This window comes from Ottowia sp. oral taxon 894, from assembly GCF_001262075.1.
GTDB classification, from domain to species: domain Bacteria; phylum Pseudomonadota; class Gammaproteobacteria; order Burkholderiales; family Burkholderiaceae_C; genus Ottowia; species Ottowia massiliensis.
Genome location: NZ_CP012073.1, coordinates 1,600,633 through 1,623,864 on the forward strand (window position 1 = coordinate 1,600,633; position 23,232 = coordinate 1,623,864).

Here is a 23,232-nt window from a genome sequence, read left to right on the forward strand (position 1 = left end):
CATGTACGCAGTCGTAAAAACCGGAGGCAAGCAATACCGCGTGGCCGCCGGCGACAAGATCAAGGTAGAACAGATTGCTGCGGACGTTGGCCAGGAAATCGTGCTGGAGCAAGTGGTGGCCGTGTTCGACGGCGACACCGTCAAGCTCGGCACGCCGCTGGTGGCCGGCGCGAGCGTCAAGGCCAAAGTGCTGGCGCACGGCAAGCACGACAAAGTGCGCATCTTCAAGATGCGCCGCCGCAAGCACTATCAAAAGCGCCAGGGCCACCGCCAGCTGTTTACCGAGCTGGAAATCGGCGCCATCGCCGCCTGAGCTGCGCTTCAGGCAAACAGGCATACACAGTCTTTCTGACCCCATAGGAGAAACAGACATGGCACACAAAAAAGGCGGCGGCTCCACACGCAACGGCCGCGATTCCAAACCGAAGATGCTGGGCGTGAAGGTGTTCGGCGGCCAAAGCATTCCCGCCGGCTCCATCATCGTGCGCCAGCGCGGCACCAAATTCCATCCGGGCGCCAATGTGGGCGTGGGCAAGGACCACACCCTGTTCGCGCTGGTGGATGGCAAAGTCTCTTTCGTGACCAAGGGCGCGCTGAACCGCCACACCGTGGTGGTCACGCCCCTGGCGGCCTGAAACCTGTTCCAAGAGCCGGTTCAGGCTTTCGCCAAAGGCACAATGCCCGGCCCCGCAGCGCTGCCTGCGGGGCTTTTTTGTTTTCGCAGCCGGAGCAATTTCCATGAAATTCGTTGATGAAGCCCTGATCGATGTGGCGGCAGGCGATGGCGGCAATGGCTGCGTGTCATTCCGCCACGAGAAATACAAGGAATTCGGCGGCCCCGATGGCGGCGACGGCGGGCGCGGCGGCCACGTTTACGCTGTGGCCGATGCCAACCTGAACACGCTGGTGGACTACCGCTACGCCCGCCGCCACGAAGCCAAGCGCGGCCAGCACGGCATGGGGTCTGACCGCTTTGGCGCGGCAGGCGAAGACGTGACGCTGAAAATGCCCGTCGGCACCCTCATCTGCGACGCGCAGACAGGCGAAGTGCTGCACGAGCTTTTGCGGCCCGGCGAAAAAATCATGATCGCCAAAGGCGGCGAAGGCGGCCACGGCAACCTGCGCTTCAAAAGCGCCATCAACCGCGCCCCGCGCCAGAAAACGCCCGGCAAGCCCGGCGAGCAAAAAAGCCTGAAGCTGGAGCTGAAAGTGCTGGCCGACGTGGGCCTGCTGGGCATGCCCAACGCGGGCAAATCCACCTTCATCGCCGCCGTCAGCAACGCGCGCCCCAAGATCGCCGACTACCCCTTCACCACTCTCTACCCCAACCTGGGCGTGGTGCGCGTGGGGCCGCAGCAAAGTTTCGTGGTAGCTGACATTCCCGGCCTCATCGAAGGCGCCAGCGAAGGCGCGGGCCTGGGCCACCAGTTTCTGCGCCACTTGCAGCGCACGCGGCTTTTGCTGCACATCGTCGATCTGGCCCCGTTTGATGAGGAGACCGACCCCGTGGAGCAGGCCCGCGCCATCGTGCAGGAGCTGAAAAAGTACGACCAGGCGCTGTACGAAAAACCGCGCTGGCTGGTGCTCAACAAGCTGGACATGGTGCCGCCACAAGAGCGCGCGGCCCGCGTGCAGGACTTTGTGCGCCGCCTGCGCTGGAAAGGCCCGGTTTACGAAATTTCCGCCCTCACGCGCGAAGGCTGCCAGCCTCTGATTCACGCCATCTACGAACACATTCGCGGCGCGCAGCAGGCCGAATGCGGCGGCGCTCCCGCCGACCCGCGCTTTGCGCCTGAAGCGCAAGAATAAAAAGCGGACTGCCCGCAAAACGAAGGCGGCACCAGCCTCGCTCGCCAGGAAACATTAAAAACAGGAGCGGATTCGAGAGGGTGAAAATGCCGTCTCGCGCAATATCTACTAGGACATATTGCTATTGATAAAGGAGCTGAATAATGCCGTGTATTCAGCATTCAGCCTGGCGTTTCAGCTCCCCGTCTTGCGTGCGAACGGCGCAGCCCCGAATGGCTTGCGCCTTGCCGCTCATCCGGCCCAGGCCCCTCGTGGGCAGCCTGCAAGCAGGCTTTCAGAAAGCCTCGATGCCCAGCAGGGCGGCGGCGGTCTGGGCGTTGGCGCGGGCGGCCTGGGGGGTGGGGCCGGTGAAGGTGAGGTGGCCCATCTTGCGACCGGGGCGCGCTTCGGTTTTGCCGTAGAGGTGCAGGTGGGCGCCGGGCAGGGCCAGGATTTGGCGCCAGGGGGGCTGGCGCGGCTGGCCGGCGGCGTCAAGCCAGAGATCGCCCAGCAGGTTGAGCATGATGGCGGGGCTGTGCTGGCGCGGCGCGGACAAGGGCAGGCCGGCCAAGGCGCGCGCTTGCAGCTCGAACTGGGAGAGGTCGCAGGCGTCAATGCTGTAGTGGCCGCTGTTGTGCGGGCGCGGCGCCATTTCATTGACGATGAGCGAGCCGTCCTCCAGCACGAAGTATTCGACGCAGAGCACGCCCACGTAGCCCAGCTCGTGGGCCAGGCGGCAGGTGGCGGCCTGCGCCTGGGCGGCCAGCGGAGCGGGGATGTTGCCTTCGTGGATTTCGGAGACGGCGAGGATGCCGTTGCGGTGCAGGTTGCGCTGCACGGGCAGGGAGACCGTCTGGCCGTCGCGCCCGCGCGCGACGATGACGGAGCATTCGGCAGCCAGCGGCAGGCGTTTTTCAAGCACACAGGCGCGGCGGCCCATGCCGTGCCAGGCGTCGGCCAGCTCTTGGCGCGTGCCCACGCGCGCCTGGCCTTTGCCGTCGTAGCCCAGGCGGGCGGTTTTGAGCACGCCGGGCAGCAGGTTTCCAGAAGCGGCAGCCAGGTCAGCCTCTGTTTCGATCACGGCGTGGGGCGCAGGGGGCACGCCGCTTTGCGCGGCGCATTGGGCGAAGCAGGCCTTTTCACGGATGCGGTCTTGCGCGATGGCAACGGTGTCCGCCGACGGGGTGACGGGGCGCAGGCGGGCCAGCTCGCGCAAGGAGGCGGCAGGCACGTTTTCAAATTCGGTGGTGATGGCGTGGGCCAGGCGCGCCATTTCGCGCAGGGCCTCTGCGTCTTCGTAAGCAGCCTGAATGAAGTGGTGGCAGGAGCGTCCGGCGGGGCTGGCGGGGTCAGGGTCGAGCACCACGGTTTCAAAGCCGAGCGCCTGCGCGGCGCGCACGAACATGCGGCCCAGCTGGCCGCCGCCGAGCACGCCGAGCGTGGCGGGGCGGCCTTCAATGATCTGGCCGGGCAGAAGGGGCAGAAAGGCAGTCGCGGGCATTTTGGGTATTTCAGTGATTGGACGTGGGCGATGGGACGCGGGTCATGGGGCGGGCGGCTTCGGGCCTGCGCCAAAAGCGCGGGCCGCGCCGGGGCGGCCCGCCGAGAAGCTGTTCAGGGAAAACGCCAGTCTGGCGCCCGGGCGAATGGATTCAGAAAGAGGAGCAAATTCAGAGGTGCCAGAAACAGCTTCTGCGCCCATTCCAGTAGGGCCTCATGCTATTGATAGAGGAGCGAAATACAGCCCCTGGAAGCGGCTTTCAGCGCGGGGCCTCGCGGTATTCCACGTAGGCGCGGCCGCGCACTTCGCGCGCCCAGGTGTCGAAGGCTTCTTCGGCCTTGCGCTCGCGCAGCACGTTGCGGGCCAGCTGGCGCTGCTCGGCGGCAGACAGCGATGCCTGGCGGCGGTCTTCCACTTTGATCAGGTGCACGCCAAAGCGGCTGACGACAGGCTCGCTGATGCTGCCCACGTCAAGGTTGTTCATGGCCTGCTCGAATTCGGGCACGTACTGGCCGGGCGTGGCCCAGCCGAGGTCGCCGCCTTCGGCGGCGCTGCCGTCTTGCGAGTTTTCGCGCGCGAGCTGCTCGAAGCTGGCCTGGCCGGAGAGGATGCGGCGCCTGAAGTCGGCCAGGCGCGATTTGGCAACCTGCTCGCTTTGCGTGGGGCCGGTTTGCAGCAGGATGTGGCGCGCACGGGTCTGGGGAATGGTCACTTCCGGCAGGGTTTCGCTGCGCTTGCGCTCCAGCAGCTTGAGGATGTGAAAGCCCGCGCCGGAGCGCACGGGGCCGGCGATGTCGCCTACGCGGGCGCGGCGCACGCTGTCCACGAACAGGGCAGGGTAGCGGTCTTCATCGCGCAGGCCGAGCACGCCGCCGTCGCTGCCCCGGTTGTTGGCGTCGGAAAACTCGCGCGCCAGGGCCGCGAAGTCTTCGCCCGAGCGGGCGCGGCGGGCCACTTCTTCGGCGCGCTTTTGCAGGCGGGCCGTTTCTTCGGCGCTGGCGTTTTCGGGCACGGCCACGAGGATCATGGCCAGGTTCAGGGCCTGCTGCGGCGTGGCTTTCTGGCCGGTTTGTTCCTGAATGTAGGCATCGACTTCCTTGTCGGTCACGCGCACGCGCGGCTCGATTTCGCGCTCGCGCAGGCGTGCCAGCAGCACCTGCTCGCGCACGCTGTTTTGAAAGTCCTTGACGGCGATGCCTTCCTGCGCGAGCTGGCGGTGCAGGGCGGCCACGTCGGGCAGCTGGTTCTGGCGGGCGATGGACAGCTCGGCCTGTTTGAGCGCGCCTTCGTCCACTTCCAGCCCGGTTTCCTTGGCGTACTGAAGCTGGGCGCGTTCGGCGATGAGGCGCTCCAGCATTTCGCGGCGCAGTTCGGCTTCGCCTGGCGCAGCGCCGCCGCGAGACCGGAGCTGGCGCTCGGCGCGGGCCATGCGGCCGCGCAGCTCGTTGTTGGTGACTGGTTCGTCATTGACCACGGCCACGATGAAATCGGCCTGTTGCGCGGCGGCAGGCCTGGCAGGTTCGGGCGCTGCGGAAGCGGCGGAAGCGGAGGGCACGGCGGGCTTTGCCGCAGCCGGTTTGGCGGCGGGCTTCGTTGCCGGTTTTGCGGCAGGTTTGGCCGCAGGTTTTGGGGCAGCGGCCTTGGCAGGCTTGGGAGCGCGCCGGGCGGGCTTTGAGGCCGCTTTTTGGGCGGGCTTGTTTGTCTGCGCCTTGCCGGGCTGTGTATCGGCGGCGGCGTCAGTGGCGCGGGCGGGCAGGGCCAGCAGGGGCAGGGCCAGCAAGGCGGCGGCGAGGGCCGCCCGCTGGGGGCGGCGGCGCAGGAAGGAGTTAGTCATAGCGTGTAAAGCGGCTGGGAGCCACGGTTTCGTCGCGCAAGGTCTGGTAGCCAGGTATGTTGTTGCGCAGGGTTTGCAGCGGGTTGTTGTTGCCGATGCGCGCCAGCCCGGTGAATTCGAGCTGGAACATCAGGCTCTTGGTGGCCGATGTGGTGTTGGTTTGCAGGCGGCTCATGACCACGCGGCCTATCCAGCAGCCGGCGGCGTACTCCACGCCGAGCACGGCATCGACCAGCTTGCGGTCGGGCACGCTGTAGTTCATGCGGCCCACGCCGTACCAGCGGCCCGTGTTGCAGCCGCTGGCGGCGCTGGTCTGGCCGCGCCAGCTTTCGTGCTGCCAGATGCGGTCCAGCGGCCATTGCCAGCCCAGGTCGATTTGCTGGGAGCCGAGATCGCGCTCGCGCCGCCAGGCCACGTTGACGGTGCGGTATTCGCCAGGCGTGTAGCGGGCCGAGACGGTGGTGCGGGTGGATTCGTGCTTGTCGAGGTTGTATTGCGCCACGGCGTCAAAAATCCAGCGCGCGCCGCCATCGGTCTGCCAGCGGGTGCTGGCGCCCAGCATCACGTCAGACAGGCCCTTGTTGGTGCCCGTGCCGTGGGGCAGGGTAACGCGCTGAGGCGCGAAGCGGTAGCGCTGCGCCACGGCCAGGCGCACGGTTTCGGCGCCGCTGTCAGCGGCCAGCAGGCGGCTGGTCAGGCCAAAGGTGACGAGGTTGTTGTCCACCACGCGGTCATGGCCCGCAAAGGCGTTGGCGGCCCAGATGGTGGCGAAGTTGAAGTCGTACAGACCCGAGTCGTAATTGGGCAGATGGCTCTGGTCGCGAAACGGGGTGTAGACGTACATCAGCCTCGGCTCCAGCGTCTGGCGGAAGGCGCGGCCAAAGTAGCTGGCGCGGCGCTCGAAGATGAGGCCGCCGTCCAGGCTGGCGGTGGGCAGCGCCCGGCTGGCGCTGCGGCGGCCATTGCCCAGCTCGCCGTCAAACTGGTAGTTGGTGGCGTGCACTTGCAGCCGGGGGGTGAAAAAGCCCCAGGCCGCCGTCCAGGGCCGGGCCGCCTGCGCGTGAATGTAGGCGCGGCTGGCATTGGGCTGGCCGGTGAGATGGGCCAGCGCGCGAAAGCGGGTGAAGTCGGCTTCTACGGAATAGTCCAGCGCCCCGGCGTCGCTGGTGCGCGCCCAGCGGGCGGCCAGCTGCGGCAGGCGGTCGTAAGGGGGGACGATGGGCGAGTCGGCGTCTTGCAGCGTCTGCCACTTCAGGGCGCGGGCGGTGAGCGAAAAATGGCCGCGCGACCAGCTCAGCCCCCCGTCGGTGGCCAGCAGGCGCGTGGAAAGCGACACGCCACGGTGCGTGAAGTCGCGCCAGAAATCGTTGTCGCTTACGCGGTTGATGTTCATGTACAGCCCGATAGGCCCGCCTGCGGCCAATGGCGCGCGCAGCGTGCCACTGTGGCGCGTGAACAGGCCCCAGCGCGTGCGGCCGCGCAGGCGGTCATTGGGCAGCACATTGGCATTGATTTCGCCCGCGTAGTCGCTTTCCAGGTAGCGGAACTGCCCGGCCAAATCCAGCCCGCGCTTGCTCATCAGCGCGGGGGTGACGGTGGCGTCACGGTTGGGGGCGATGTTCCAGTAGTAGGGAACCATCAGGTTCAGGCCCGACGTGCTGTCCAGCCCCACGGTGGGCGGCAGCCAGCCTGATTTGCGCTGGCTGCCCAGCGCGAAGCTCATGGAAGGCAGCGGCAGCAGCGGCACGCCCTTGAAGCGCAGCACCGCGCCTTTTGCGTGGCCCATCTCTTCTTCCTGGTCGATCTCCAGCACGTCAGCGCGCAGCAGCCAGTCGGGCGCCCAATCGGGGCCGCCGCGCTGGCAGGTGGTGTAGTCGCCCTGCTGCACGGTGAAGCGGTCCTGATCCAGAAAGTCCAGCCGCGCCGCCTGCCCGTGCGCGCCCGTGGCCAGCAGCTCGTAGCCTGGCTCCAGAACATGGCCCTCAAAAGCCTCCACTTGCATCTGCCCTTCGCTGCCTGTGTAGCGGTCGCCCGCGCGGTTGATGCGCAAATGGCCCCGGGCGCGGGCGGTGTCGCTCACCTGGTCGTATTCCAGCCAGTCGGCCTTGATCGTCAGGCCCGGGCGGCGCAGTTCGGCGTTGCCCTGCAAAGTCACGCGCTGGCGGCTTTGCCCTGTGAACGCATCAGCGCGCACCGCCACGGGCAGCGCCGCGCCGCTGGGCGGCAGGGCTTCGCGCAATTGCGGCGTGGCGCGCAAGGCCAGCGGCGCGCTGCTTTTAGAGCCTTGCGCAGCCGCCGCCGCACAGAAAAAAGCGGCGCAAGCCAGCGGCGCAAGGCGTGAAGCGGCATGAAGAAAAGAAGGAAGGGGCGCTTTCGGCACGGCGGGGGCAGGAAAAAGCCGCCCGGGGCGGGCAGCGCAGCGTTCGTAGAATGAATTTGAATTATCCATGAGCACCCTTTGGGCGCCTCTTTGGCCTGCTTTTGCCCTTCACTCTTTCCGGCCGCCAGCCGGTTTTCCGGCTTGCCTTTCACGGCGCTTTTTCACCGTTTCGCACCTTTTCAACGCTGTCACGCGGCCGCCCCGCTTTCTCCTTTTTTCTTTCTTTTCTTGCACCGTCCGCTCCATGACTGCCGATTCCGTTTCTCCGCCCGCCGTTGCGTGGTCTGACGCCATCCGCCATGCCGCTTTTGACGCTTGGCTGGCCCGCGTGGCCCCGGCCTACGGCCTGTTGCCTGCCAGCGTGCGCCCGGCCTCGGCGGACGCGAGCTTTCGCCGCTACCTGCGCGTGGATGCGGCAGGCGGCGGCTCTTTCATCGTGATGGACGCGCCGCCCGCGCACGAAAACTGCGCTCCCTTCGTGCACGTGGCCGCGCTCATGCAGGCGGCGGGCCTGCACGTGCCCCGCGTGCTGGACTGGGCGCAGGAAGACGGCTTCATGCTGCTGACTGACCTGGGCGCGCAAACCATGCTTCAGACGCTGGATGCCACCCCGCCCGAAACCCGCGTGGACGCCGCCCGCCCGCTGTTCATGGCCGCCGTTGAAAGCCTCATCCGCTGGCAGGCCGCCAGCCGCCCCGGCGCGCTGCCGCCGTATGACGCGGCTTTGCTGCGGCGCGAGCTGGAACTCTTTCCCGAGTGGTATCTGGCCCGGCACAAGGGCATGGCCGTGGATACCGCAATGCGCCAGACGCTGGATGGCGTTTTCAGCCTCATCACCGCCCGCAACCTTGCAGCACCGCAAGTCTTTGTGCACCGTGACTACATGCCCCGCAACCTCATGCTCCCCGCGCAGGCCGGCGGCCCGCTGGGCGTGCTGGACTTTCAGGATGCCGTCTGCGGCCCGGTCACCTATGACATCGCCAGCCTCATGCGCGATGCTTTCATGAGCTGGGACGAGGAATTCGTGCTCGACATCACCATCCGCTACTGGGAGCAGGCGCGCAAGGCCGGCCTGATGGACTTTGAAGACTGGCATGCCGACTTCGCCAGCTTCTGGCGCGCCGTGGAGTGGATGGGTTTGCAGCGCCATCTGAAAGTGGCTGGCATCTTCGCGCGCCTCACCTTGCGCGACGGCAAGCCCCAATACCTGGCCGACGCCCCGCGCTTTCTGGCCTACATCCGCCACACCGCTGGCCGCTACGCTGAACTGACTCCGCTGCTGCGCCTGCTTGATCAGGTGGAAGGCGCGCCCGCCGCCACCGGCTGGGCCTTTGGCCGCATGTGAAAACTTTGTTCACGGCGCGCCGGTAAGCGCTGAAAAGCGGGCGTGGGCGACAAGGCGCAAGCGCGGCTGACGGATAACACACTCGCCCATCTAGCAGCTGCGCCACATTGGCGCGCATGGCCTGCCATGCCAGACCGCTTGATTGAAGGGATGAGCCAACTTTGCCGGCGGGGCTTTGTGTTTGAGGGCGATTTCTGAGCGCGTTGCAGCAAGAAACGCCGCCTTGCATGCCTTTGCGCACAATCGCGCCCCATGCCTCAAACAATCCATTTCAGCGCCTGGCTGATGATGCTGGCGCTGGCCGCGTGGCTGGCTGGCTGTGCCAGCGTCCCTCATCCTGATGAAAGCGAGCTGGCGCCGCCGTTGCCGCCTATGGCGTATGACCCTGCGGATTCAGCCCCGCTGCCGCCGCCCATGATTCGCGCGCGCAGCCGCTGGACGCCGGTGCGCTGGGCCGAGCTGCCCGGCTTTGAGCAAGACGATACCAATCAAGCCTGGTTTGCATGGCTGCAAAGCTGCGAGCGCCCTGGCCCAGTTTTTGCGCCGCTGTGCGATGAAGTGCGCCGCCTGACACTGGCGACGCCGCAGGAGCAGCAGCAATGGATGCGCGCGCGGCTGCGGCCCTATCGCGTGGAGGCGCTTGCCAGTGCGAGCAGTGAGGGTCTGCTGACGAGCTACTTTGAGCCGGTGGTGCGAGCTTCGCGCGTGCAGCGCCCGGGTTTTGCCGTGCCGCTGCATCGCCCGCCGCCAGGCGTGAGCGCGCGCGGGCCGTGGTATTCGCGCCAGCAGATGGAGCAGCTGCCGCAGGCGCGCGCGGCGCTGGCCGGGCAGGAGCTGATGTGGCTGGCCGATCCGGTGGATGCGCTGATGCTGCAAATACAAGGATCGGGCCGGGCCGTGGTGAGCGAGCCGGATGGCAGCCAGCGGCTGGTGCGGCTGGCCTACGCTGCCACGAACGGTCATCCTTACAAGAGCGTGGGCCGCTGGTTGCTGGACCAAGGAGCGGTGTCAGACGCGACCTGGCCGGGCATCAAGGCATGGGCGGCGCGGAACCCGCATCGCCAGCAGGAGATGCTGTGGAGCAATCCGCGCGTGACTTTTTTTCGCGAGGAAGCCATGAGCGAGCTGGATGCGAACTTTGGTCCGCGCGGCGCGCAAGGCGTGCCGCTGACGCCGGGGCGCTCCATCGCCGTGGATCCGCAAAGTATTCCTTATGGCACGCCCGTGTGGATTTCCAGTTCGGGGCCGCAGGCGCAGCTCAACCGGCTGGTGCTGGCGCAAGACACGGGCAGCGCCATTACGGGCGCGGTTCGGGCCGACTACTTTGCAGGCTGGGGCGAGGAAGCGGGCGCATTGGCCGGACGGCTGAAGCAGCCGCTGCGCATGTGGGCGCTTTGGCCCCGGTGAAGCGGGGTTGCGGATCAGATTAAAAAATGCCGCAAGTCCCCGTCAATACAGCCCGTGCAGCTATGGTTCTGATAGCGGTTGCGCTGCCAGGATGTGCCGCCATGCTCGATGCACCGCGTTTGCGCTACCACTGTCCGTACGAGCTGCAATTTGAGGCCCGCCTGTATCAGGACATGGCCATTGTGGAGGGGCTGCGCGGCTTTGTCGTGCTGGAGCGCCAGGCCGGTGCGGATGCCGATGGCGGCGCGCTGCAGTATGCCGATGAAACGCTACGGGCCGAATTCGGCCTGGGGTTGCACAAACGCTTGGTGGCGCTGCATTACACAGGCATTCCCGCTCCCGTTTTCTGCGAACGCGACGAAACCCAAAACAGCCCGGTCGCTGCGATGGCCCGCCCCGGCCCGCGTCCGCAGCCGCTGATTGATCCCGATGCGCCCGTGCAAACCAATCTGCGCCTGGGTGACGGTCCTTGGCCTAACTAAAAGAAAGAAGCAGAAGCGCGCCCCATCTGCTGCTTTGAATAAGGGTTCAAAAGGAGGCGGAAGGGCAAAAGATTGTCCATATAATTGCAAAAGTTTGCGAAAACCTTGAAGGAGACGTTGAGATGGCTGAATGTGCCGCGCAGGCGTCGTCTGAAGTGGAATTCGCAAGTTTTCCTGATGAGGATGGAGTCGAGACAACACCGCCCCCATTGACTGCCCAGCAGGCGCAGCAATGGCGCAAGAACCATCGGTCTCTGTCGCTGACAGGCACGCTGCTGATGCAGATGACTGTCGGCGCGTTTGTGAGCTTGTTGGTCTGGGCGCTGACGCAATCGCGCAGTGCGGCTGGATCAGTCGCATACGGCAGTGCGGCGGTAGTGTTGCCAGCAGCGCTGTTCGCCTTTGGCACAACGGGCCTGTGGCGGCCGCAGACCCCGCTGGCGGGCGTGTCGCTTCTTCGTCTTTTTGTCTGGGAAGGTGCCAAGATTGCGCTAACGGTAGCCATGTTGTGCATGGCGCCCCGGCTGCTGGGATCGCAACTTGACTGGCTGGCGTTGCTGGCTGGTTTCGTGCTGGTGATCAAGTCGTATTGGCTATCTCTTTGGTGGCAGTCGGCGCGCCGGAAAGCGATGTCTTAAAGGACATGAGAAAACAAGGTTTGTGACGAATCAACATGGCTTCTGAAACTGTTGGGCACGCGCCATCAGCTGGACAATACATCCAGCATCACTTGCATCATCTGCAAAGCAATTTTTCTTTTGAGGCCGCCTCGCAAAAGAGCATTGTCGATTTCAGCCTCTTCAATGTCGATTCGTTGATTTGGTCTGTTGTTTGTGGTGCACTCGGTTGCTGGCTGTTGTGGCTGGGGGCGCGAAGGGCTACTTCCGGTGTTCCGGGCCGCTTTCAGGCGGCTGTCGAAATACTGGCTGAGATGGTTGAGAATCAGGCAAAAGGCGTGATTCATAATGCCAAGAGCCGTAAACTGGTTTCTCCCCTGGCGCTTACCGTGTTTGTCTGGATTTTCATGATGAATGCCATGGATATGCTGCCAGTTGACTGGATACCCGCCATGTGGCATTCGGCAGGCCCGGCGATGGGTTACAAGGATTACATGCGCGTCGTTCCAACAGCCGATCTTTCTACCACGCTGGGTCTGTCAGTCAGCGTTCTTCTTGTTTGCCTGTTCTATAACGTAAAAATCAAGGGTGTGGGCGGCTGGGCGCATGAGCTGGTAGCGGCGCCGTTTGGCGACAAGCTATTTTTGTATCCAATCAACTTTGTGATGCAGATTATCGAATTCATCGCCAAGACGGTTTCGCATGGCATGCGGCTGTTTGGCAATATGTTCGCGGGCGAGCTGGTGTTCATGCTGGTGGCTTTGATGGGCGGTGCGTGGGCGTGGCAGTTCAATCCCGTTTCCGGTGGTTTCTGGCTGGCGGTCGGGCACGTGATTGCCGGTTCCGCTTGGGCTATCTTTCATATCTTGGTAATTACCCTGCAGGCGTTCATCTTCATGATGCTGACGTTAATTTATGTGGGGCAGGCGCACGACTCGCACTGATTCTCAACGATTTCCTTTTTCTTTTCCTTTTCTTATCAGGAGCAATCATGGAAAACATTCTCGGCCTCGTCGCTTTGGCTTGTGGATTTATTGTGGGCCTGGGTGCCATTGGCGCCTCTATTGGCATTGCGCTCATGGGCGGCAAGTTTCTTGAATCCTCTGCCCGTCAGCCTGAACTGATGAATGAGCTGCAAACCAAAATGTTCATTTTGGCAGGGCTGATTGACGCCGCTTTTCTGATTGGCGTCGCTGTTGCCCTGTTGTTCGCATTTGCCAATCCTTTCCAGATCGCCGCTTGACCGGTTCTCCCTTTCCGGGATGAAAGGAGTTGAACCGTGAATATCAACGCGACCCTGTTTCTGCAGGCCGTTGTTTTTGCGATCCTGGTTTGGTTCACGATGAAGTTCGTGTGGCCGCCGATCACAAAAGCGCTGGACGAACGTGCCCAGAAAATTGCCGACGGACTGGCCGCTGCCGATAAGGCAAAAACCGAGTTGGCTGCCGCCAATCAACGTGTCGAGAAAGAGCTGGCTGCCTCGCGCAATGAAACGACGCAACGCTTGGCAGATGCCGATCGCCGGGCGCAAACCATCATAGAAGAGGCCAAAGCCAGGGCGGCAGAAGAAAGCAACAAAATCCTGGCTGCCGCCAAAGCTGAAGCCGAGCAACAGGCCGTCCGTGTGCGCGAGGCTTTGCGGGAAGATGTGGCCGCATTGGCAGTCAAGGGGGCGGAGCAAATCCTGCGCAAAGAGGTGAATGCCAGCGTTCATGCGGATTTGTTGAATCGCCTGAAGGCTGAGCTGTGATCTGAAAAGCGAGGAGTGCTCATGGCTGAACTAGCCACTATTGCGCGTCCGTATGCGGAAGCGTTGTTTCAGGCGGAGCGGTCAGATTTATCTGCGGCTCAGGAGTGGCTTGATGCATTGGCTGCCGTTGCAGCTGATGGTCAGCTGCTTGAGTTCGCAGCTGATCCGCGTGTCGATGCGCGGCAGGTTTTTCAGCTTGTGTCGGGGTTGCTTCCCAAAGCCTTGCCTGAGCGCGGAGCAAATTTTCTGCGCGTAGTCATTGACAACGAGCGTTTGGCAGCGCTGCCGGAAGTGGCGCGACAGTTCCGTGCGCTGATTAGCAGCGTGACGGAAGAGGCTGATGCAGTTGTTTACAGCGCATTTCCTATTGCCGAGCCGGATCTGAAGGCGCTCAAATTAACACTCGAAAAACGCTTTGGCTGCCAATTGCGGCTACGAGTGGAGCAAATGCCGGATTTGATTGGCGGCATCCGAGTCAAGGTGGGCGACGAAGTGCTTGACACCTCAGTGCGCGCACGCTTGCAGCAAATGAAGATGGCCCTTTCCGCCTGACGGCGCAAGCGGACCGATAACCCAATGAACAAAGGAAAGAGTCATGCAGCTCAATCCAGCCGAAATTTCTGAACTTATCAAAAGCCGTATTGAAGGGCTGGGCGTTGGCTCCGAAATTCGCAACCAAGGCACAGTAGTCTCTGTCACTGATGGCATTGTTCGCATTCATGGCCTCTCCGATGCCATGCAGGGCGAAATGCTGGAGTTTCCTGTGGCGCCTGATGGCCAGGCCACTTTTGGCTTGGCGCTGAATCTGGAACGCGATTCTGTTGGCGCCGTGATTCTGGGGGGCTATGAACATATTTCGGAGGGTGATACTGTCAAATGCACGGGACGCATTCTGGAAGTGCCCGTGGGACCTGAATTGATTGGACGCGTGGTCAATGCGCTGGGGCAGCCAATTGACGGCAAAGGTCCAATCGATGCCAAATTGACGGACGTTATTGAAAAAGTGGCTCCTGGCGTGATTGCGCGTCAGAGCGTCAGTCAGCCTGTTCAATCTGGCTTGAAAGCGATTGATTCCATGGTGCCTGTGGGACGCGGTCAGCGCGAACTGATTATTGGCGACCGCCAGACTGGTAAAACGGCCGTAGCCATTGATGCCATCATCAATCAGAAAGGTCAGAATATGACCTGCGTGTATGTGGCGATTGGGCAAAAGGCGTCCAGCATCAAGAATGTGGTGCGCGCGCTTGAACAGGCCGGAGCCATGGAATACACCATCGTGGTGGCAGCGTCAGCTTCTGAATCTGCCGCCATGCAGTATGTGGCCGCGTATTCTGGCTGCACCATGGGCGAATATTTCCGTGATCGCGGACAGGATGCGCTGATTGTTTATGACGATTTGTCCAAGCAGGCCGTGGCTTATCGTCAGGTTTCCCTCTTGTTGCGCCGACCGCCTGGGCGCGAGGCCTTCCCGGGTGATGTGTTTTATCTGCATAGCCGTTTGCTGGAGCGCGCAGCCCGTGTGAATGCGGACTATGTTGAGGCTTTCACCAAAGGGGAAGTGAAAGGCAAAACGGGGTCTCTGACTGCTTTGCCCATTATTGAAACGCAGGCGGGTGACGTGTCCGCCTTTGTTCCAACAAACGTGATTTCGATCACGGATGGACAAATTTTCCTTGAAACTAATTTGTTCAACGCTGGCATCCGTCCCGCCATCAATGCGGGTATCTCCGTTTCTCGTGTGGGTGGCGCGGCGCAAACCAACTGGATTAAAGGTTTGTCGGGCGGTATTCGTACCAATTTGGCGCAATACCGTGAATTGGCGGCGTTTGCCCAGTTTGCCTCTGATTTGGATGAAGCGACTCGCAAGCAGTTGGATCGTGGCGCACGGGTGACGGAATTGCTCAAGCAGCCCCAATATAGCCCTCTGTCTATCAGTCTGATGGGAGCGTCTCTTTTCGCCGTGAACAATAATTTCATGGACGATGTGGATGTCAAGAAGGTATTGGCGTTTGAAAGTGGCTTGCATGCTTATCTGAAAGATAAGCATGCTGCATTGCTTGAAACCATCGAAAAGAACGGCGCCAAATGGGATGCCAAGCCTGCCAAAGACTCAGATAGCGACGAGAAAAAGGCGTTCAAGAAGCTGTGCATTGATGCAGAAGCCGAATTGAGTGCGGCCATTCAGGCGTTCAAGAAAACCTTTGCCTGACCAGGCTGGGCCTGATACAAGGAAGCAGCAATGGCAGTTGGCAAGGAAATACGCGGCAAGATCAAATCGGTGGAAAACACCAAAAAGATCACCAAGGCCATGGAAATGGTGGCCGCCAGCAAGATGCGCAAAGCGCAGGACCGCATGCGTGCGGCTCGCCCTTACGCGGAGAAGGTGCGCAATATAGCCATTAATCTGGGGCAGGCGCATCCAGATTATGTGCACCCTTTCATGCAAATCAATAAGGCTTCCGCTGTGGGGCTGATCGTTGTCACGACTGACAAAGGGTTGTGCGGCGGTCTGAATACCAATGTCATGCGCCTGATCACGGGCAAGCTGCGCGAGCTTCAAAGCGAGGGCGTTGCTGCGCAAGCCGTGGCTATTGGCAATAAAGGCCTGGGCTTTCTGAACCGCATTGGGGCGCCTGTGGTGGCGCAGGTTACTCAACTGGGCGATACGCCTCATCTCGAGAAGCTTATTGGCCCAGTAAAAGTGCTGTTGGATCAGTACGCAGCGGGTGAATTGCAGGCGGTCCATATTGCCTATACGCGCTTCATTAATACCATGAAGCAGGAAGCTGTGGTTGAGCAATTGCTGCCCCTGTCAGCCGAACGAATGCAGCAGCAGGCGCGCGACAGCAATGTGCGCAATATCAATTGGGATTACATCTACGAGCCTGATGCCCAGTCCGTGATTGACGATCTGCTCGTTCGCTACGTTGAGGCGCTGGTTTATCAATCCGTCGCTGAAAACATGGCGTCCGAGCAGTCCGCCCGCATGGTCGCCATGAAAGCGGCAACAGACAACGCGGGCAATGTCATCAATGAATTGAAGCTGGTCTACAACAAGACGCGCCAGGCGGCCATTACGACCGAGCTGACGGAAATCGTGGCAGGCGCAGCAGCCGTTTGATTTCGGGAAAGCCCCGTACCGCATCTATATAAAGAAATTCAGTATTGGAGCAAATATGGCCCAAGTTCAAGGAAAAATTGTTCAGTGCATCGGCGCTGTCGTGGACGTCGAGTTTCCGCGCACGCACATGCCCAAGGTGTATGACGCCCTCAAGATGGAGGGTTCTGCGCTGACGCTTGAAGTTCAGCAGCAGCTGGGTGACGGCATCGTCCGCACCATCGCGCTGGGATCGTCTGACGGCCTGCGCCGTGGCATGGTGGTTAGCAATACCAGCCACCCCATTACGGTGCCTGTAGGCAAAGCCACGCTGGGCCGCATCATGGATGTGCTGGGCAATCCCATCGACGAGCGAGGCCCCATCGAACAGACGATGACGGCCTCCATTCACCGCAAGGCGCCTGCCTATGACGAGCTTTCGCCTTCACAGGAAGTGCTGGAAACGGGCATCAAGGTGATTGACTTGGTTTGCCCCTTTGCCAAGGGTGGCAAGGTGGGTTTGTTCGGCGGTGCGGGCGTAGGCAAAACCGTGAACATGATGGAGCTCATCAACAACATTGCCAAGGCGCACTCCGGCTTGTCGGTGTTTGCTGGCGTGGGCGAACGCACCCGCGAAGGCAATGACTTCTATCACGAAATGTCCGACGCGGGCGTGGTCAATCAGCAGAACCTGGGCGAGTCCAAGGTTTCGATGGTGTACGGCCAGATGAACGAACCGCCCGGCAACCGCCTGCGCGTGGCGCTGACAGGGCTGACCATTGCCGAATCCTTCCGCGACGAAGGGCGTGACGTGCTGTTTTTCGTGGACAACATCTACCGCTACACCCTGGCGGGAACGGAAGTGTCCGCCCTGTTGGGCCGCATGCCTTCCGCCGTGGGCTATCAGCCCACACTGGCCGAAGAAATGGGGCGCCTGCAAGAGCGCATCACCTCCACCAAAGTGGGGTCCATCACGTCCATCCAGGCGGTGTATGTGCCCGCTGACGACTTGACCGACCCGTCGCCCGCCACCACGTTCGCCCACCTGGATTCCACGGTGGTGCTGTCGCGCGACATTGCCGCGCTGGGCATTTACCCCGCAGTTGATCCGCTGGATTCCACCAGCCGCCAGCTGGATCCGCTTGTTGTGGGCGAAGAGCATTACAACGTGGCGCGCCAGGTGCAGGGCACGCTGCAACGCTACAAGGAGCTGCGCGACATCATTGCCATTTTGGGCATGGACGAACTCAGCCCTGAAGACAAGCTGGCCGTAGCCCGCGCCCGCAAGATTCAGCGCTTTTTGTCTCAGCCATTCCACGTGGCGGAAGTGTTCACGGGATCGCCCGGCAAATATGTGCCGCTGAAAGAAACCATTCGCGGCTTCAAAATGATCGTCAATGGCGAGTGCGACCATCTGCCTGAGCAGGCGTTCTACATGGTTGGCACGATTGACGAGGCGATGGAAAAGGCCCAGAAGATCTGATTTCCTGCCGGAAATCCAGCGACTGGCGCGGGTGCGTGGCGCAAGAAAGGGCAAAGCCCTGGCTTGCGGTCATATGGCCCGCGCCCCAGCACAGGAGCAAGCATGGCTGAAACCTTTCATGTCGATGTGGTCAGCGCGGAAGAGTCCATCTTTTCCGGCACGGCTACTTTCGTGGCGCTACCGGGCGAATTGGGAGAGCTGGGCATCTATCCCCGTCATACGCCGTTGATCAGCCGCATCCGGCCGGGGTCGGTGCGCATTCACACCAGTAAAGGGGAAGAATTCATTTTCGTGGCAGGCGGCATTCTGGAAGTGCAACCCGATCGCGTGACGGTGCTGTCCGACACGGCCATTCGCGGAAAAGACCTGGACGACAAAAAAGTCCAGGCCGCCAAAAAAGAAGCGGAAGAAAACCTGCGCAATGCCAAGAGTGAAATCGATATGGCCCGCGCCACATCCGAGTTGGCGGTATTGGCCGCTGAAATTGCGGCCCTGCGCAAGTACCGTCAAAAACGTTGATTCTGTTTGAAAATAAGCCAGGCGTCGATATCAATCAAATAATGCGCGCTGTTCGATGGAGTCTTTTCATTCGGTGCGTGCGACTCAATCCTTGCGTTAATGTGAACAGATCAAGATTCGATGCCAAATGGCTTATATAAACGATAAGGCCCCGCATTTTATGCGGGGCTTTTTATTTGTGAACGAAATATGCTTGTCCAGTGGGTGAGTTTGGCGCAAGAATTTTGTTTAAGACGAACGCCATGAGGCACCGCTTTGGGATCTGCAAGCTATTTTTTCGCGCAGGCGTAAAATGACCGGGGCAAGTGTTTTGCGGGAGAATGCGGCAAGCATGTCTTGCCGCTCATGATTCACGAAGTACGCTTTGGGAAAATAATTCGATTTATCGGAAAATACATGCCCGTTGGTTAAAGAAAATTTGCCATGCATCATGGGAATGGGAAAAGCCCTTGCGCCTTGGCTGCTGGCGGCGTTTCTGATTTCGTCTGGCATGCGCCGCGTTGGCAGATATGGCCTGTGCTAGAACCTGTTCACCGTTTGTCCGTGCGTGGCCCAGGGGCGGATCAGGATGGGTTGTGAACAGGTTTTCAGGTTTTGGAGGCTGGGATGATGAGTGATTCCGCGCAGGAAAGAGCCGCGCAGCTGCTGGTATCGGGCGGCGCGCGGCTGGGATTGAGCCTGGCTGAGGCGCGCCTGATCGTGGGCTACATGCACCCGCAGCTGGTCAATGCGGGCGAAGTGCTGATTCGCGAGGGCGAAGCTGCGGGCAGCGGCTTCATGGCCCTGGTGGTTGATGGCGAAGTTACCGTGGAAAGCGCCTCCGCCTCTGACGAAAGCGTGGTCGTCACCATTCTTGGCCCCGGCAGCCTGATTGGCGAGATGGGCTTCATTGCCGATGTGCCCCGCTCGGCCACCTGCATAGCCGCCACAGACCTGGCGCTGGCCGTGCTCACGCGCGACACGCTTTTGCAGCTCACGCAAGAGCAGCCCAAGGTGGCTGTGCATTTGCTGATGACGCTCTCGCAGCGCATGGCGGAGCATTTGCGCGAATCCAACCGCAAGCTGTCCGCGCTCATGCAGGTGACCAAGGCCATGAAGCAGGAACTCGAAGCCGTGCACAGCGTCAATAAGCGGCTTCTTGACCAGCTGGCCGCCAAAAAGCCTGCCCCGGCTTCTGCCGCCGCGCCTGTTTCAGCTCCTGCACGGGCCGGGCTGCATGGCGGCAGCTAGAAAAAGCAGCGTTTCTCTTTCATTTCTTCTTTTATTTGGCGAAAGCTTTTCTCAAAAAGGCGCTTCATGCAAACCCTGCACACACCCAATCTCGTTATCGGCTTTGGCAAGGCTGGCAAAACGCTGGCCGCTGATTTGGCCCAGCACGGGCAGGACGTTCTCCTGGCCGAGGCATCTGCCCAGATGTACGGCGGAACCTGCATCAATGTGGGCTGCATCCCTTCCAAAAAACTCATCGCCGAGGGCGAACGCCGCGCGCTGGAAGCCGACAAGGCCGCCGTGTTCGGCGCCGCCATGCAGGCCAAAAACGGCCTCATTCCCAAGCTGCGCGCCGCCAACTTCGCCAAGCTCGATGGCCTGGAACGCGCCCGCGTCATCAATGCCCGCGCCCGCTTTGAAGACGCGCACACCGTCATGCTGAGCGGCCCCGAAGGCGAGCTGCGCGTGACGGCTGATCGCATCTTCATCAACACCGGCAGCCTACCCGTTGTGCCCCGCATCGAAGGCGTGGACGGCAAGCGCATTTACGACAGCACCGGCGCGCTCTCCCTGGCCGAGCGTCCGCAACGCCTGCTCATCGTCGGCGGCGGCTACATCGGGCTGGAATTTGCCTTCATGTACCGCGCCTTCGGCAGCGAAGTCACCGTGCTGGATGCAGGCGAAACCTTCCTGCCGCGCGAAGACCGCGACATCGCCGCCGAGATGCAGCGCATTCTCGAGGCCAAAGGCGTGCGCCTGGTGCTGGGCGCGGCCACGCAGCGCTTTGAAGAAGGCGCGCAGCACACCACCGCCGTCACTTCCAAAGGCCGTTTTGACGCCGACGCCATCTTGCTGGCCACGGGCCGCCGCCCCAATACCGACGGCCTGGCGCTTGAGAAAGCAGGCGTGGCCGTGACCGAGCGCGGCTTCATCCAGGTGGATGAACACCTGCGCGCCGCCCCGCACATCTGGGCCATGGGCGACGTGGCGGGCAGCCCGCAGTTCACCTACATCTCGCTGGACGACTGGCGCATCGTGCGCGATCAGCTCTTTGGCCAGGGCCAGCGCAGCACGGCAGACCGCGCGTCGTTTCCCACGGCCGTCTTCACCCAGCCGCCGCTGGCGCACATTGGCATGACGGAAGCTGCCGCGCGCCAGGCGGGCCGCAACATCAAAGTCGCCACGCTCAAGGCCGAGGCCATTCCGAAAGCCAAGATCCTGGGCCAGACCGACGGCCTGCTCAAGGCCGTGACCGATGCCGGCACGGGTGAAATTCTGGGCGTCACCCTGCTGTGCGCCGAATCGCACGAAATCATCAACCTCTTCAAGATGGCCATCGACCACCGCGTGCCCGCCAGCTACGTCAAGAGCCAAATCTTCACCCACCCCACCATGAGCGAGGCGCTCAACGACTTGTTTGCCAGCCTTTGAGAGGCGGCGCAAAGGCTGGCCCCAGGCGGGGCAAGAGGAGCAAAACATTTGCTCCTCTATTTGGAGCATGAGGTCCTAGTGGAGATTGCGCAAGGCGCTGTTTTGGCCCCCTTGAATTTGCTCCTTTTTTAGTGGGCTGAACCTGTGGGCTGCGCGCCCGGCGCTTTTCCGGCTCCTTTTGCACAGGGCGCAGAGGGCACGCCGCAGCCGCGCGTATTCCGGACAGCCCGGGGCAGCTTCCGGAGAGCTGCGGCGGCCAGGGCCAGGGCGCTGAAGCCACGGCGGCTGCCTTTCTTGCAGATGCTTTCTGGCGCTCGCCGCCCCGCGCACCGCCGACAATGGCGGCAAGCACAGAAAAACAGCCCCTCCATGACCCTGATTGAACTCAAATACATCGTTGCACTGGCCCGCCACAAGCACTTTGGCAAGGCCGCTGAGGCCTGCCACGTCTCGCAGCCCACGCTATCGGTTTCCGTCAGAAAGCTGGAAGAAGAGCTGGACGTCAAAATTTTCGAGCGCGGCGCGGGAGAAGTCACCGTCACCCCGCTGGGCGAAGAAATCGTGCGCCAGGCCCAAAGCGTGCTGGAGCAGGCTAACGGGGTGCGCGAAATCGCCAAGCGCGGCAAAAACCCCCTGAGCGGCCCGCTCAAGCTCGGCGTCATCCCCACCATCGGCCCCTACCTGCTGCCCGATCTGGTGCAGCAAAACATTCGCCTCTCGCCGCAAATGCCCCTGCTGTTGCAGGAAACCTTCACCGTGCGCCTGCTGGAGATGCTGCGCACGGGCGATATCGACTGCGCCATCCTGGCCGAGCCTTTCCCTGACGCGGGCCTGGCCATCGCGCCCCTGTACGACGAGCCTTTCCTGGCCGCCGTGCCCGAATCGCATCCGCTGGCCGCGCTGCCCAGCGTGACCACCCGCCAGCTCAAGAACGAAACCATGCTTTTGCTGGGCGCAGGCCACTGCTTTCGCGACCACGTGCTCCAGGTCTGCCCCGAGCACGCCCTTTTTTCCAGCAACGCCGAGGGCATCAGCAAGAGCTTTGAAGGCTCCTCGCTCGAAACCATTCAGCACATGGTGGCCGCCGGCATGGGCATCACCCTCGTGCCCCGCATGGCCGCGCCCAAAAACTGGCAGCCGCCAAACGCATCCAACGCGCCGGACGCGCCCGCGCGAGGCCGGCGCGCGAAGGCCCACGCCGTGCGCACCAGCTTCATGCACCCCCATGTGCGCTACCTGCCCGTTGTCGCCCGCGGCGAAGGCCAGCAAGCGCCCACCCGCCGCATCGTCCTTGCCTGGCGGCGCAGCTTCACCCGCTACGAAGCCATTGCCGCCCTGCGCAACGCCATCTACGCTTGCGAGCTGCCCGGCGTCAAACGGCTGACGGCGTGAGCGGCTGCGGCCTCATTTTGCGGCCTCATTTCGCTCCTTTCTTCGTAGCATGACCTCCTGGTCGAATGTGCGCAAAAGCCGTTTTTACTGGCCTTGAATCTGCTCCTCTTTTTCATGTCTTCCGCCCCGCCCGCCCCTCGCCCGCCCGCCCGGTTTGAAGCCGTTTTGTTCGACTGCGACGGCGTGCTGGTAGACAGCGAACCCATCACCCTCGGCGTGCTGCGCCACATGCTGGCCGAGCGCGGCTGGGCCATGAGCGAAGCCGAATGCCGCGCGCGCTTTCTGGGCGTCACCGTGCGCAGCCAGCGCACCGTCATCGAGCAGCACACCGGCCAGCCCTTGACGGAGGCGTGGATGCAGGCTTTCTACGCCCGCCGCAATGCCGAGCTGGCCGCGCGCCTGCAAGCCGTGCCCGGCGCGCGCGAAGCCGTGCACGCCGCCCACGCCCGCACTGGCGGCCGCATCGCCTGCGCCTCCGGCGCTGACCGGCAGAAAGTGCAAATGCAGCTGGCCCAGACCGGCCTTGCGCCTTTGTTTGGCACCGCCGTTTTCAGCGGCCACGAAATGCCCGCCAGCAAGCCCGCGCCTGACGTCTATCTGGCCGCCGCCCGCCACTTGCGCGTCAGCCCCGGGCGCTGCCTGGTCGTGGAAGACACCGTGCCCGGCATCACCGCCGGCGTGGCCGCTGGCTGCACCGTCTGGGCCTACTGCCCGCCAGACGATCCGCACGCCAGCCCGCACCCGCTGCGGGCCGCAGGCGCGTCGCGCGTGCTCGCCCACATGGGCGAGCTGGCCGCGCTGTTGCAGGCACACCGCGCGCCGCCTTTCTTCTTATCTTGAATCAAGAAAATTGCAAGCAGCGCCAGCGGCGCGCGGCGGCGTTTTCAGATGCCTGCGTGCAAGCTGCGCCGCAGGCGTGAAAAGCACGAAAAGCACGAAAAGCACGAGAAGCGCGGGCTTGGGCGCTCTGGAGCCTTGCGAACGCCCTGCCGGAGCG

At 62.4% G+C, this 23,232-nt stretch carries 23 protein-coding genes; 19 read left to right on the plus strand and 4 right to left on the minus strand.

Annotation, left to right across the window (positions count from 1 at the left end; translation table 11 throughout):
* Position 1: 1 nt before the first annotated feature.
* From rplU to cgtA, 3 genes are all read left to right on the plus strand, one after another.
* Entirely contained in the window at positions 2-313 is a 312-nt protein-coding gene (rplU, locus tag ADJ79_RS06880) for a 50S ribosomal protein L21 (RefSeq protein ID WP_050715340.1), read from the plus strand.
* 58 nt (positions 314-371) lie between these two features.
* Positions 372-635, plus strand: coding sequence for a 50S ribosomal protein L27 (gene rpmA, locus ADJ79_RS06885; RefSeq protein ID WP_050715341.1), 264 nt, complete (start codon positions 372-374; stop codon positions 633-635).
* A 103-nt stretch (positions 636-738) separates the two neighbouring features.
* Positions 739-1,809, plus strand: a complete 1,071-nt coding sequence (gene cgtA / locus ADJ79_RS06890) for an Obg family GTPase CgtA (protein ID WP_050715342.1) — start codon at positions 739-741, stop codon at positions 1,807-1,809.
* A gap of 274 nt (positions 1,810-2,083) precedes the next feature.
* Here the strand turns inward: cgtA and ADJ79_RS06895 are convergent, their stop codons facing one another.
* From ADJ79_RS06895 to ADJ79_RS06905, 3 genes are all read right to left on the minus strand, one after another.
* A complete protein-coding gene (locus tag ADJ79_RS06895) occupies positions 2,084-3,289 on the minus strand; it encodes a 5-(carboxyamino)imidazole ribonucleotide synthase (RefSeq protein ID WP_050715343.1) in 1,206 nt (401 codons plus the stop codon).
* Between the two features lie 259 nt (positions 3,290-3,548).
* Positions 3,549-5,123, minus strand: coding sequence for a peptidylprolyl isomerase (locus tag ADJ79_RS06900; protein ID WP_082203173.1), 1,575 nt, complete (start codon positions 5,121-5,123; stop codon positions 3,549-3,551).
* Complete coding sequence (locus tag ADJ79_RS06905) at positions 5,116-7,503, minus strand: LPS-assembly protein LptD (protein WP_253273796.1); 2,388 nt, start codon at positions 7,501-7,503, stop codon at positions 5,116-5,118. The genes ADJ79_RS06900 and ADJ79_RS06905 overlap by 8 nt, the downstream gene beginning before the upstream one ends.
* Before the next feature lie 244 nt (positions 7,504-7,747).
* On the opposite strand from ADJ79_RS06905, the gene ADJ79_RS06910 reads away from it, so the two are divergent.
* From ADJ79_RS06910 to ADJ79_RS06965, 12 genes are all read left to right on the plus strand, one after another.
* On the plus strand, positions 7,748-8,848 hold the full coding sequence (locus ADJ79_RS06910) for an aminoglycoside phosphotransferase family protein (RefSeq protein WP_050715344.1): 1,101 nt from the start codon (positions 7,748-7,750) through the stop codon (positions 8,846-8,848).
* A 252-nt stretch (positions 8,849-9,100) separates the two neighbouring features.
* Positions 9,101-10,255, plus strand: a complete 1,155-nt coding sequence (locus ADJ79_RS06915; RefSeq protein ID WP_156304067.1) for a murein transglycosylase A — start codon at positions 9,101-9,103, stop codon at positions 10,253-10,255.
* A gap of 101 nt (positions 10,256-10,356) precedes the next feature.
* Positions 10,357-10,737, plus strand: coding sequence for a hypothetical protein (locus tag ADJ79_RS06920; protein WP_050715345.1), 381 nt, complete (start codon positions 10,357-10,359; stop codon positions 10,735-10,737).
* Positions 10,738-10,859: 122 nt separating this feature from the next.
* Positions 10,860-11,375 carry an ATP synthase subunit I gene (locus tag ADJ79_RS06925; RefSeq protein ID WP_050715346.1) on the plus strand — a complete coding sequence of 172 codons (516 nt, stop codon included), beginning with the start codon at positions 10,860-10,862 and terminating at the stop codon, positions 11,373-11,375.
* A gap of 35 nt (positions 11,376-11,410) precedes the next feature.
* A complete protein-coding gene (atpB, locus tag ADJ79_RS06930; RefSeq protein WP_050715347.1) occupies positions 11,411-12,298 on the plus strand; it encodes a F0F1 ATP synthase subunit A in 888 nt (295 codons plus the stop codon).
* 47 nt (positions 12,299-12,345) lie between these two features.
* Positions 12,346-12,597 (plus strand): F0F1 ATP synthase subunit C, encoded by a 252-nt coding sequence (gene atpE / locus ADJ79_RS06935; protein ID WP_050715348.1) that lies wholly within the window; start codon positions 12,346-12,348, stop codon positions 12,595-12,597.
* A 36-nt stretch (positions 12,598-12,633) separates the two neighbouring features.
* A complete protein-coding gene (locus ADJ79_RS06940) occupies positions 12,634-13,104 on the plus strand; it encodes a F0F1 ATP synthase subunit B (RefSeq protein WP_050715349.1) in 471 nt (156 codons plus the stop codon).
* Between the two features lie 21 nt (positions 13,105-13,125).
* Positions 13,126-13,656, plus strand: coding sequence for a F0F1 ATP synthase subunit delta (locus tag ADJ79_RS06945; RefSeq protein WP_050715350.1), 531 nt, complete (start codon positions 13,126-13,128; stop codon positions 13,654-13,656).
* A gap of 43 nt (positions 13,657-13,699) precedes the next feature.
* A complete protein-coding gene (atpA, locus tag ADJ79_RS06950; RefSeq protein WP_050715351.1) occupies positions 13,700-15,313 on the plus strand; it encodes a F0F1 ATP synthase subunit alpha in 1,614 nt (537 codons plus the stop codon).
* A 30-nt stretch (positions 15,314-15,343) separates the two neighbouring features.
* Positions 15,344-16,225: a F0F1 ATP synthase subunit gamma gene (gene atpG / locus ADJ79_RS06955; RefSeq protein ID WP_050715352.1), complete on the plus strand. Its 882-nt coding sequence runs from the start codon at positions 15,344-15,346 to the stop codon at positions 16,223-16,225.
* Between the two features lie 55 nt (positions 16,226-16,280).
* A complete protein-coding gene (gene atpD, locus ADJ79_RS06960) occupies positions 16,281-17,684 on the plus strand; it encodes a F0F1 ATP synthase subunit beta (protein ID WP_050715353.1) in 1,404 nt (467 codons plus the stop codon).
* Between the two features lie 102 nt (positions 17,685-17,786).
* Positions 17,787-18,203 carry a F0F1 ATP synthase subunit epsilon gene (locus tag ADJ79_RS06965; protein WP_050715354.1) on the plus strand — a complete coding sequence of 139 codons (417 nt, stop codon included), beginning with the start codon at positions 17,787-17,789 and terminating at the stop codon, positions 18,201-18,203.
* A 228-nt stretch (positions 18,204-18,431) separates the two neighbouring features.
* On the opposite strand, the gene ADJ79_RS14190 is transcribed toward ADJ79_RS06965, so the two are convergent.
* The gene (locus tag ADJ79_RS14190) at positions 18,432-18,695 is read right to left on the minus strand and encodes a hypothetical protein (RefSeq protein WP_156304068.1); all 264 of its coding nucleotides are present in this window, start codon (positions 18,693-18,695) and stop codon (positions 18,432-18,434) included.
* Between the two features lie 117 nt (positions 18,696-18,812).
* On the opposite strand from ADJ79_RS14190, the gene ADJ79_RS06970 reads away from it, so the two are divergent.
* The 4 genes from ADJ79_RS06970 (at position 18,813) to ADJ79_RS06985 (ending at position 23,075) form a co-directional block, all read left to right on the plus strand.
* Positions 18,813-19,433: a cyclic nucleotide-binding domain-containing protein gene (locus tag ADJ79_RS06970; RefSeq protein ID WP_158241629.1), complete on the plus strand. Its 621-nt coding sequence runs from the start codon at positions 18,813-18,815 to the stop codon at positions 19,431-19,433.
* 66 nt (positions 19,434-19,499) lie between these two features.
* Positions 19,500-20,843 (plus strand): FAD-dependent oxidoreductase, encoded by a 1,344-nt coding sequence (locus ADJ79_RS06975; protein WP_172674041.1) that lies wholly within the window; start codon positions 19,500-19,502, stop codon positions 20,841-20,843.
* Positions 20,844-21,212: 369 nt separating this feature from the next.
* Positions 21,213-22,235, plus strand: coding sequence for a LysR substrate-binding domain-containing protein (locus tag ADJ79_RS06980; protein ID WP_050716485.1), 1,023 nt, complete (start codon positions 21,213-21,215; stop codon positions 22,233-22,235).
* A 114-nt stretch (positions 22,236-22,349) separates the two neighbouring features.
* Positions 22,350-23,075, plus strand: coding sequence for an HAD family phosphatase (locus ADJ79_RS06985; RefSeq protein WP_050716486.1), 726 nt, complete (start codon positions 22,350-22,352; stop codon positions 23,073-23,075).
* Positions 23,076-23,232: the final 157 nt, after the last annotated feature.

Coding starts and splice junctions, on each gene's coding strand:
- rplU (WP_050715340.1), top strand. CDS start 2: ATGTACGCAGTCGTAAAAACCGGAGGCAAGCAATACCGCGTGGCCGCC.
- rpmA (WP_050715341.1), top strand. CDS start 372: ATGGCACACAAAAAAGGCGGCGGCTCCACACGCAACGGCCGCGATTCC.
- cgtA (WP_050715342.1), top strand. CDS start 739: ATGAAATTCGTTGATGAAGCCCTGATCGATGTGGCGGCAGGCGATGGC.
- ADJ79_RS06895 (WP_050715343.1), bottom strand. CDS start 3,289: ATGCCCGCGACTGCCTTTCTGCCCCTTCTGCCCGGCCAGATCATTGAA.
- ADJ79_RS06900 (WP_082203173.1), bottom strand. CDS start 5,123: ATGACTAACTCCTTCCTGCGCCGCCGCCCCCAGCGGGCGGCCCTCGCC.
- ADJ79_RS06910 (WP_050715344.1), top strand. CDS start 7,748: ATGACTGCCGATTCCGTTTCTCCGCCCGCCGTTGCGTGGTCTGACGCC.
- ADJ79_RS06915 (WP_156304067.1), top strand. CDS start 9,101: ATGCCTCAAACAATCCATTTCAGCGCCTGGCTGATGATGCTGGCGCTG.
- ADJ79_RS06920 (WP_050715345.1), top strand. CDS start 10,357: ATGCTCGATGCACCGCGTTTGCGCTACCACTGTCCGTACGAGCTGCAA.
- ADJ79_RS06925 (WP_050715346.1), top strand. CDS start 10,860: ATGGCTGAATGTGCCGCGCAGGCGTCGTCTGAAGTGGAATTCGCAAGT.
- atpB (WP_050715347.1), top strand. CDS start 11,411: ATGGCTTCTGAAACTGTTGGGCACGCGCCATCAGCTGGACAATACATC.
- atpE (WP_050715348.1), top strand. CDS start 12,346: ATGGAAAACATTCTCGGCCTCGTCGCTTTGGCTTGTGGATTTATTGTG.
- ADJ79_RS06945 (WP_050715350.1), top strand. CDS start 13,126: ATGGCTGAACTAGCCACTATTGCGCGTCCGTATGCGGAAGCGTTGTTT.
- atpA (WP_050715351.1), top strand. CDS start 13,700: ATGCAGCTCAATCCAGCCGAAATTTCTGAACTTATCAAAAGCCGTATT.
- atpG (WP_050715352.1), top strand. CDS start 15,344: ATGGCAGTTGGCAAGGAAATACGCGGCAAGATCAAATCGGTGGAAAAC.
- atpD (WP_050715353.1), top strand. CDS start 16,281: ATGGCCCAAGTTCAAGGAAAAATTGTTCAGTGCATCGGCGCTGTCGTG.
- ADJ79_RS06965 (WP_050715354.1), top strand. CDS start 17,787: ATGGCTGAAACCTTTCATGTCGATGTGGTCAGCGCGGAAGAGTCCATC.
- ADJ79_RS14190 (WP_156304068.1), bottom strand. CDS start 18,695: ATGCCAGACGAAATCAGAAACGCCGCCAGCAGCCAAGGCGCAAGGGCT.
- ADJ79_RS06970 (WP_158241629.1), top strand. CDS start 18,813: ATGAGTGATTCCGCGCAGGAAAGAGCCGCGCAGCTGCTGGTATCGGGC.
- ADJ79_RS06975 (WP_172674041.1), top strand. CDS start 19,500: ATGCAAACCCTGCACACACCCAATCTCGTTATCGGCTTTGGCAAGGCT.
- ADJ79_RS06980 (WP_050716485.1), top strand. CDS start 21,213: ATGACCCTGATTGAACTCAAATACATCGTTGCACTGGCCCGCCACAAG.
- ADJ79_RS06985 (WP_050716486.1), top strand. CDS start 22,350: ATGTCTTCCGCCCCGCCCGCCCCTCGCCCGCCCGCCCGGTTTGAAGCC.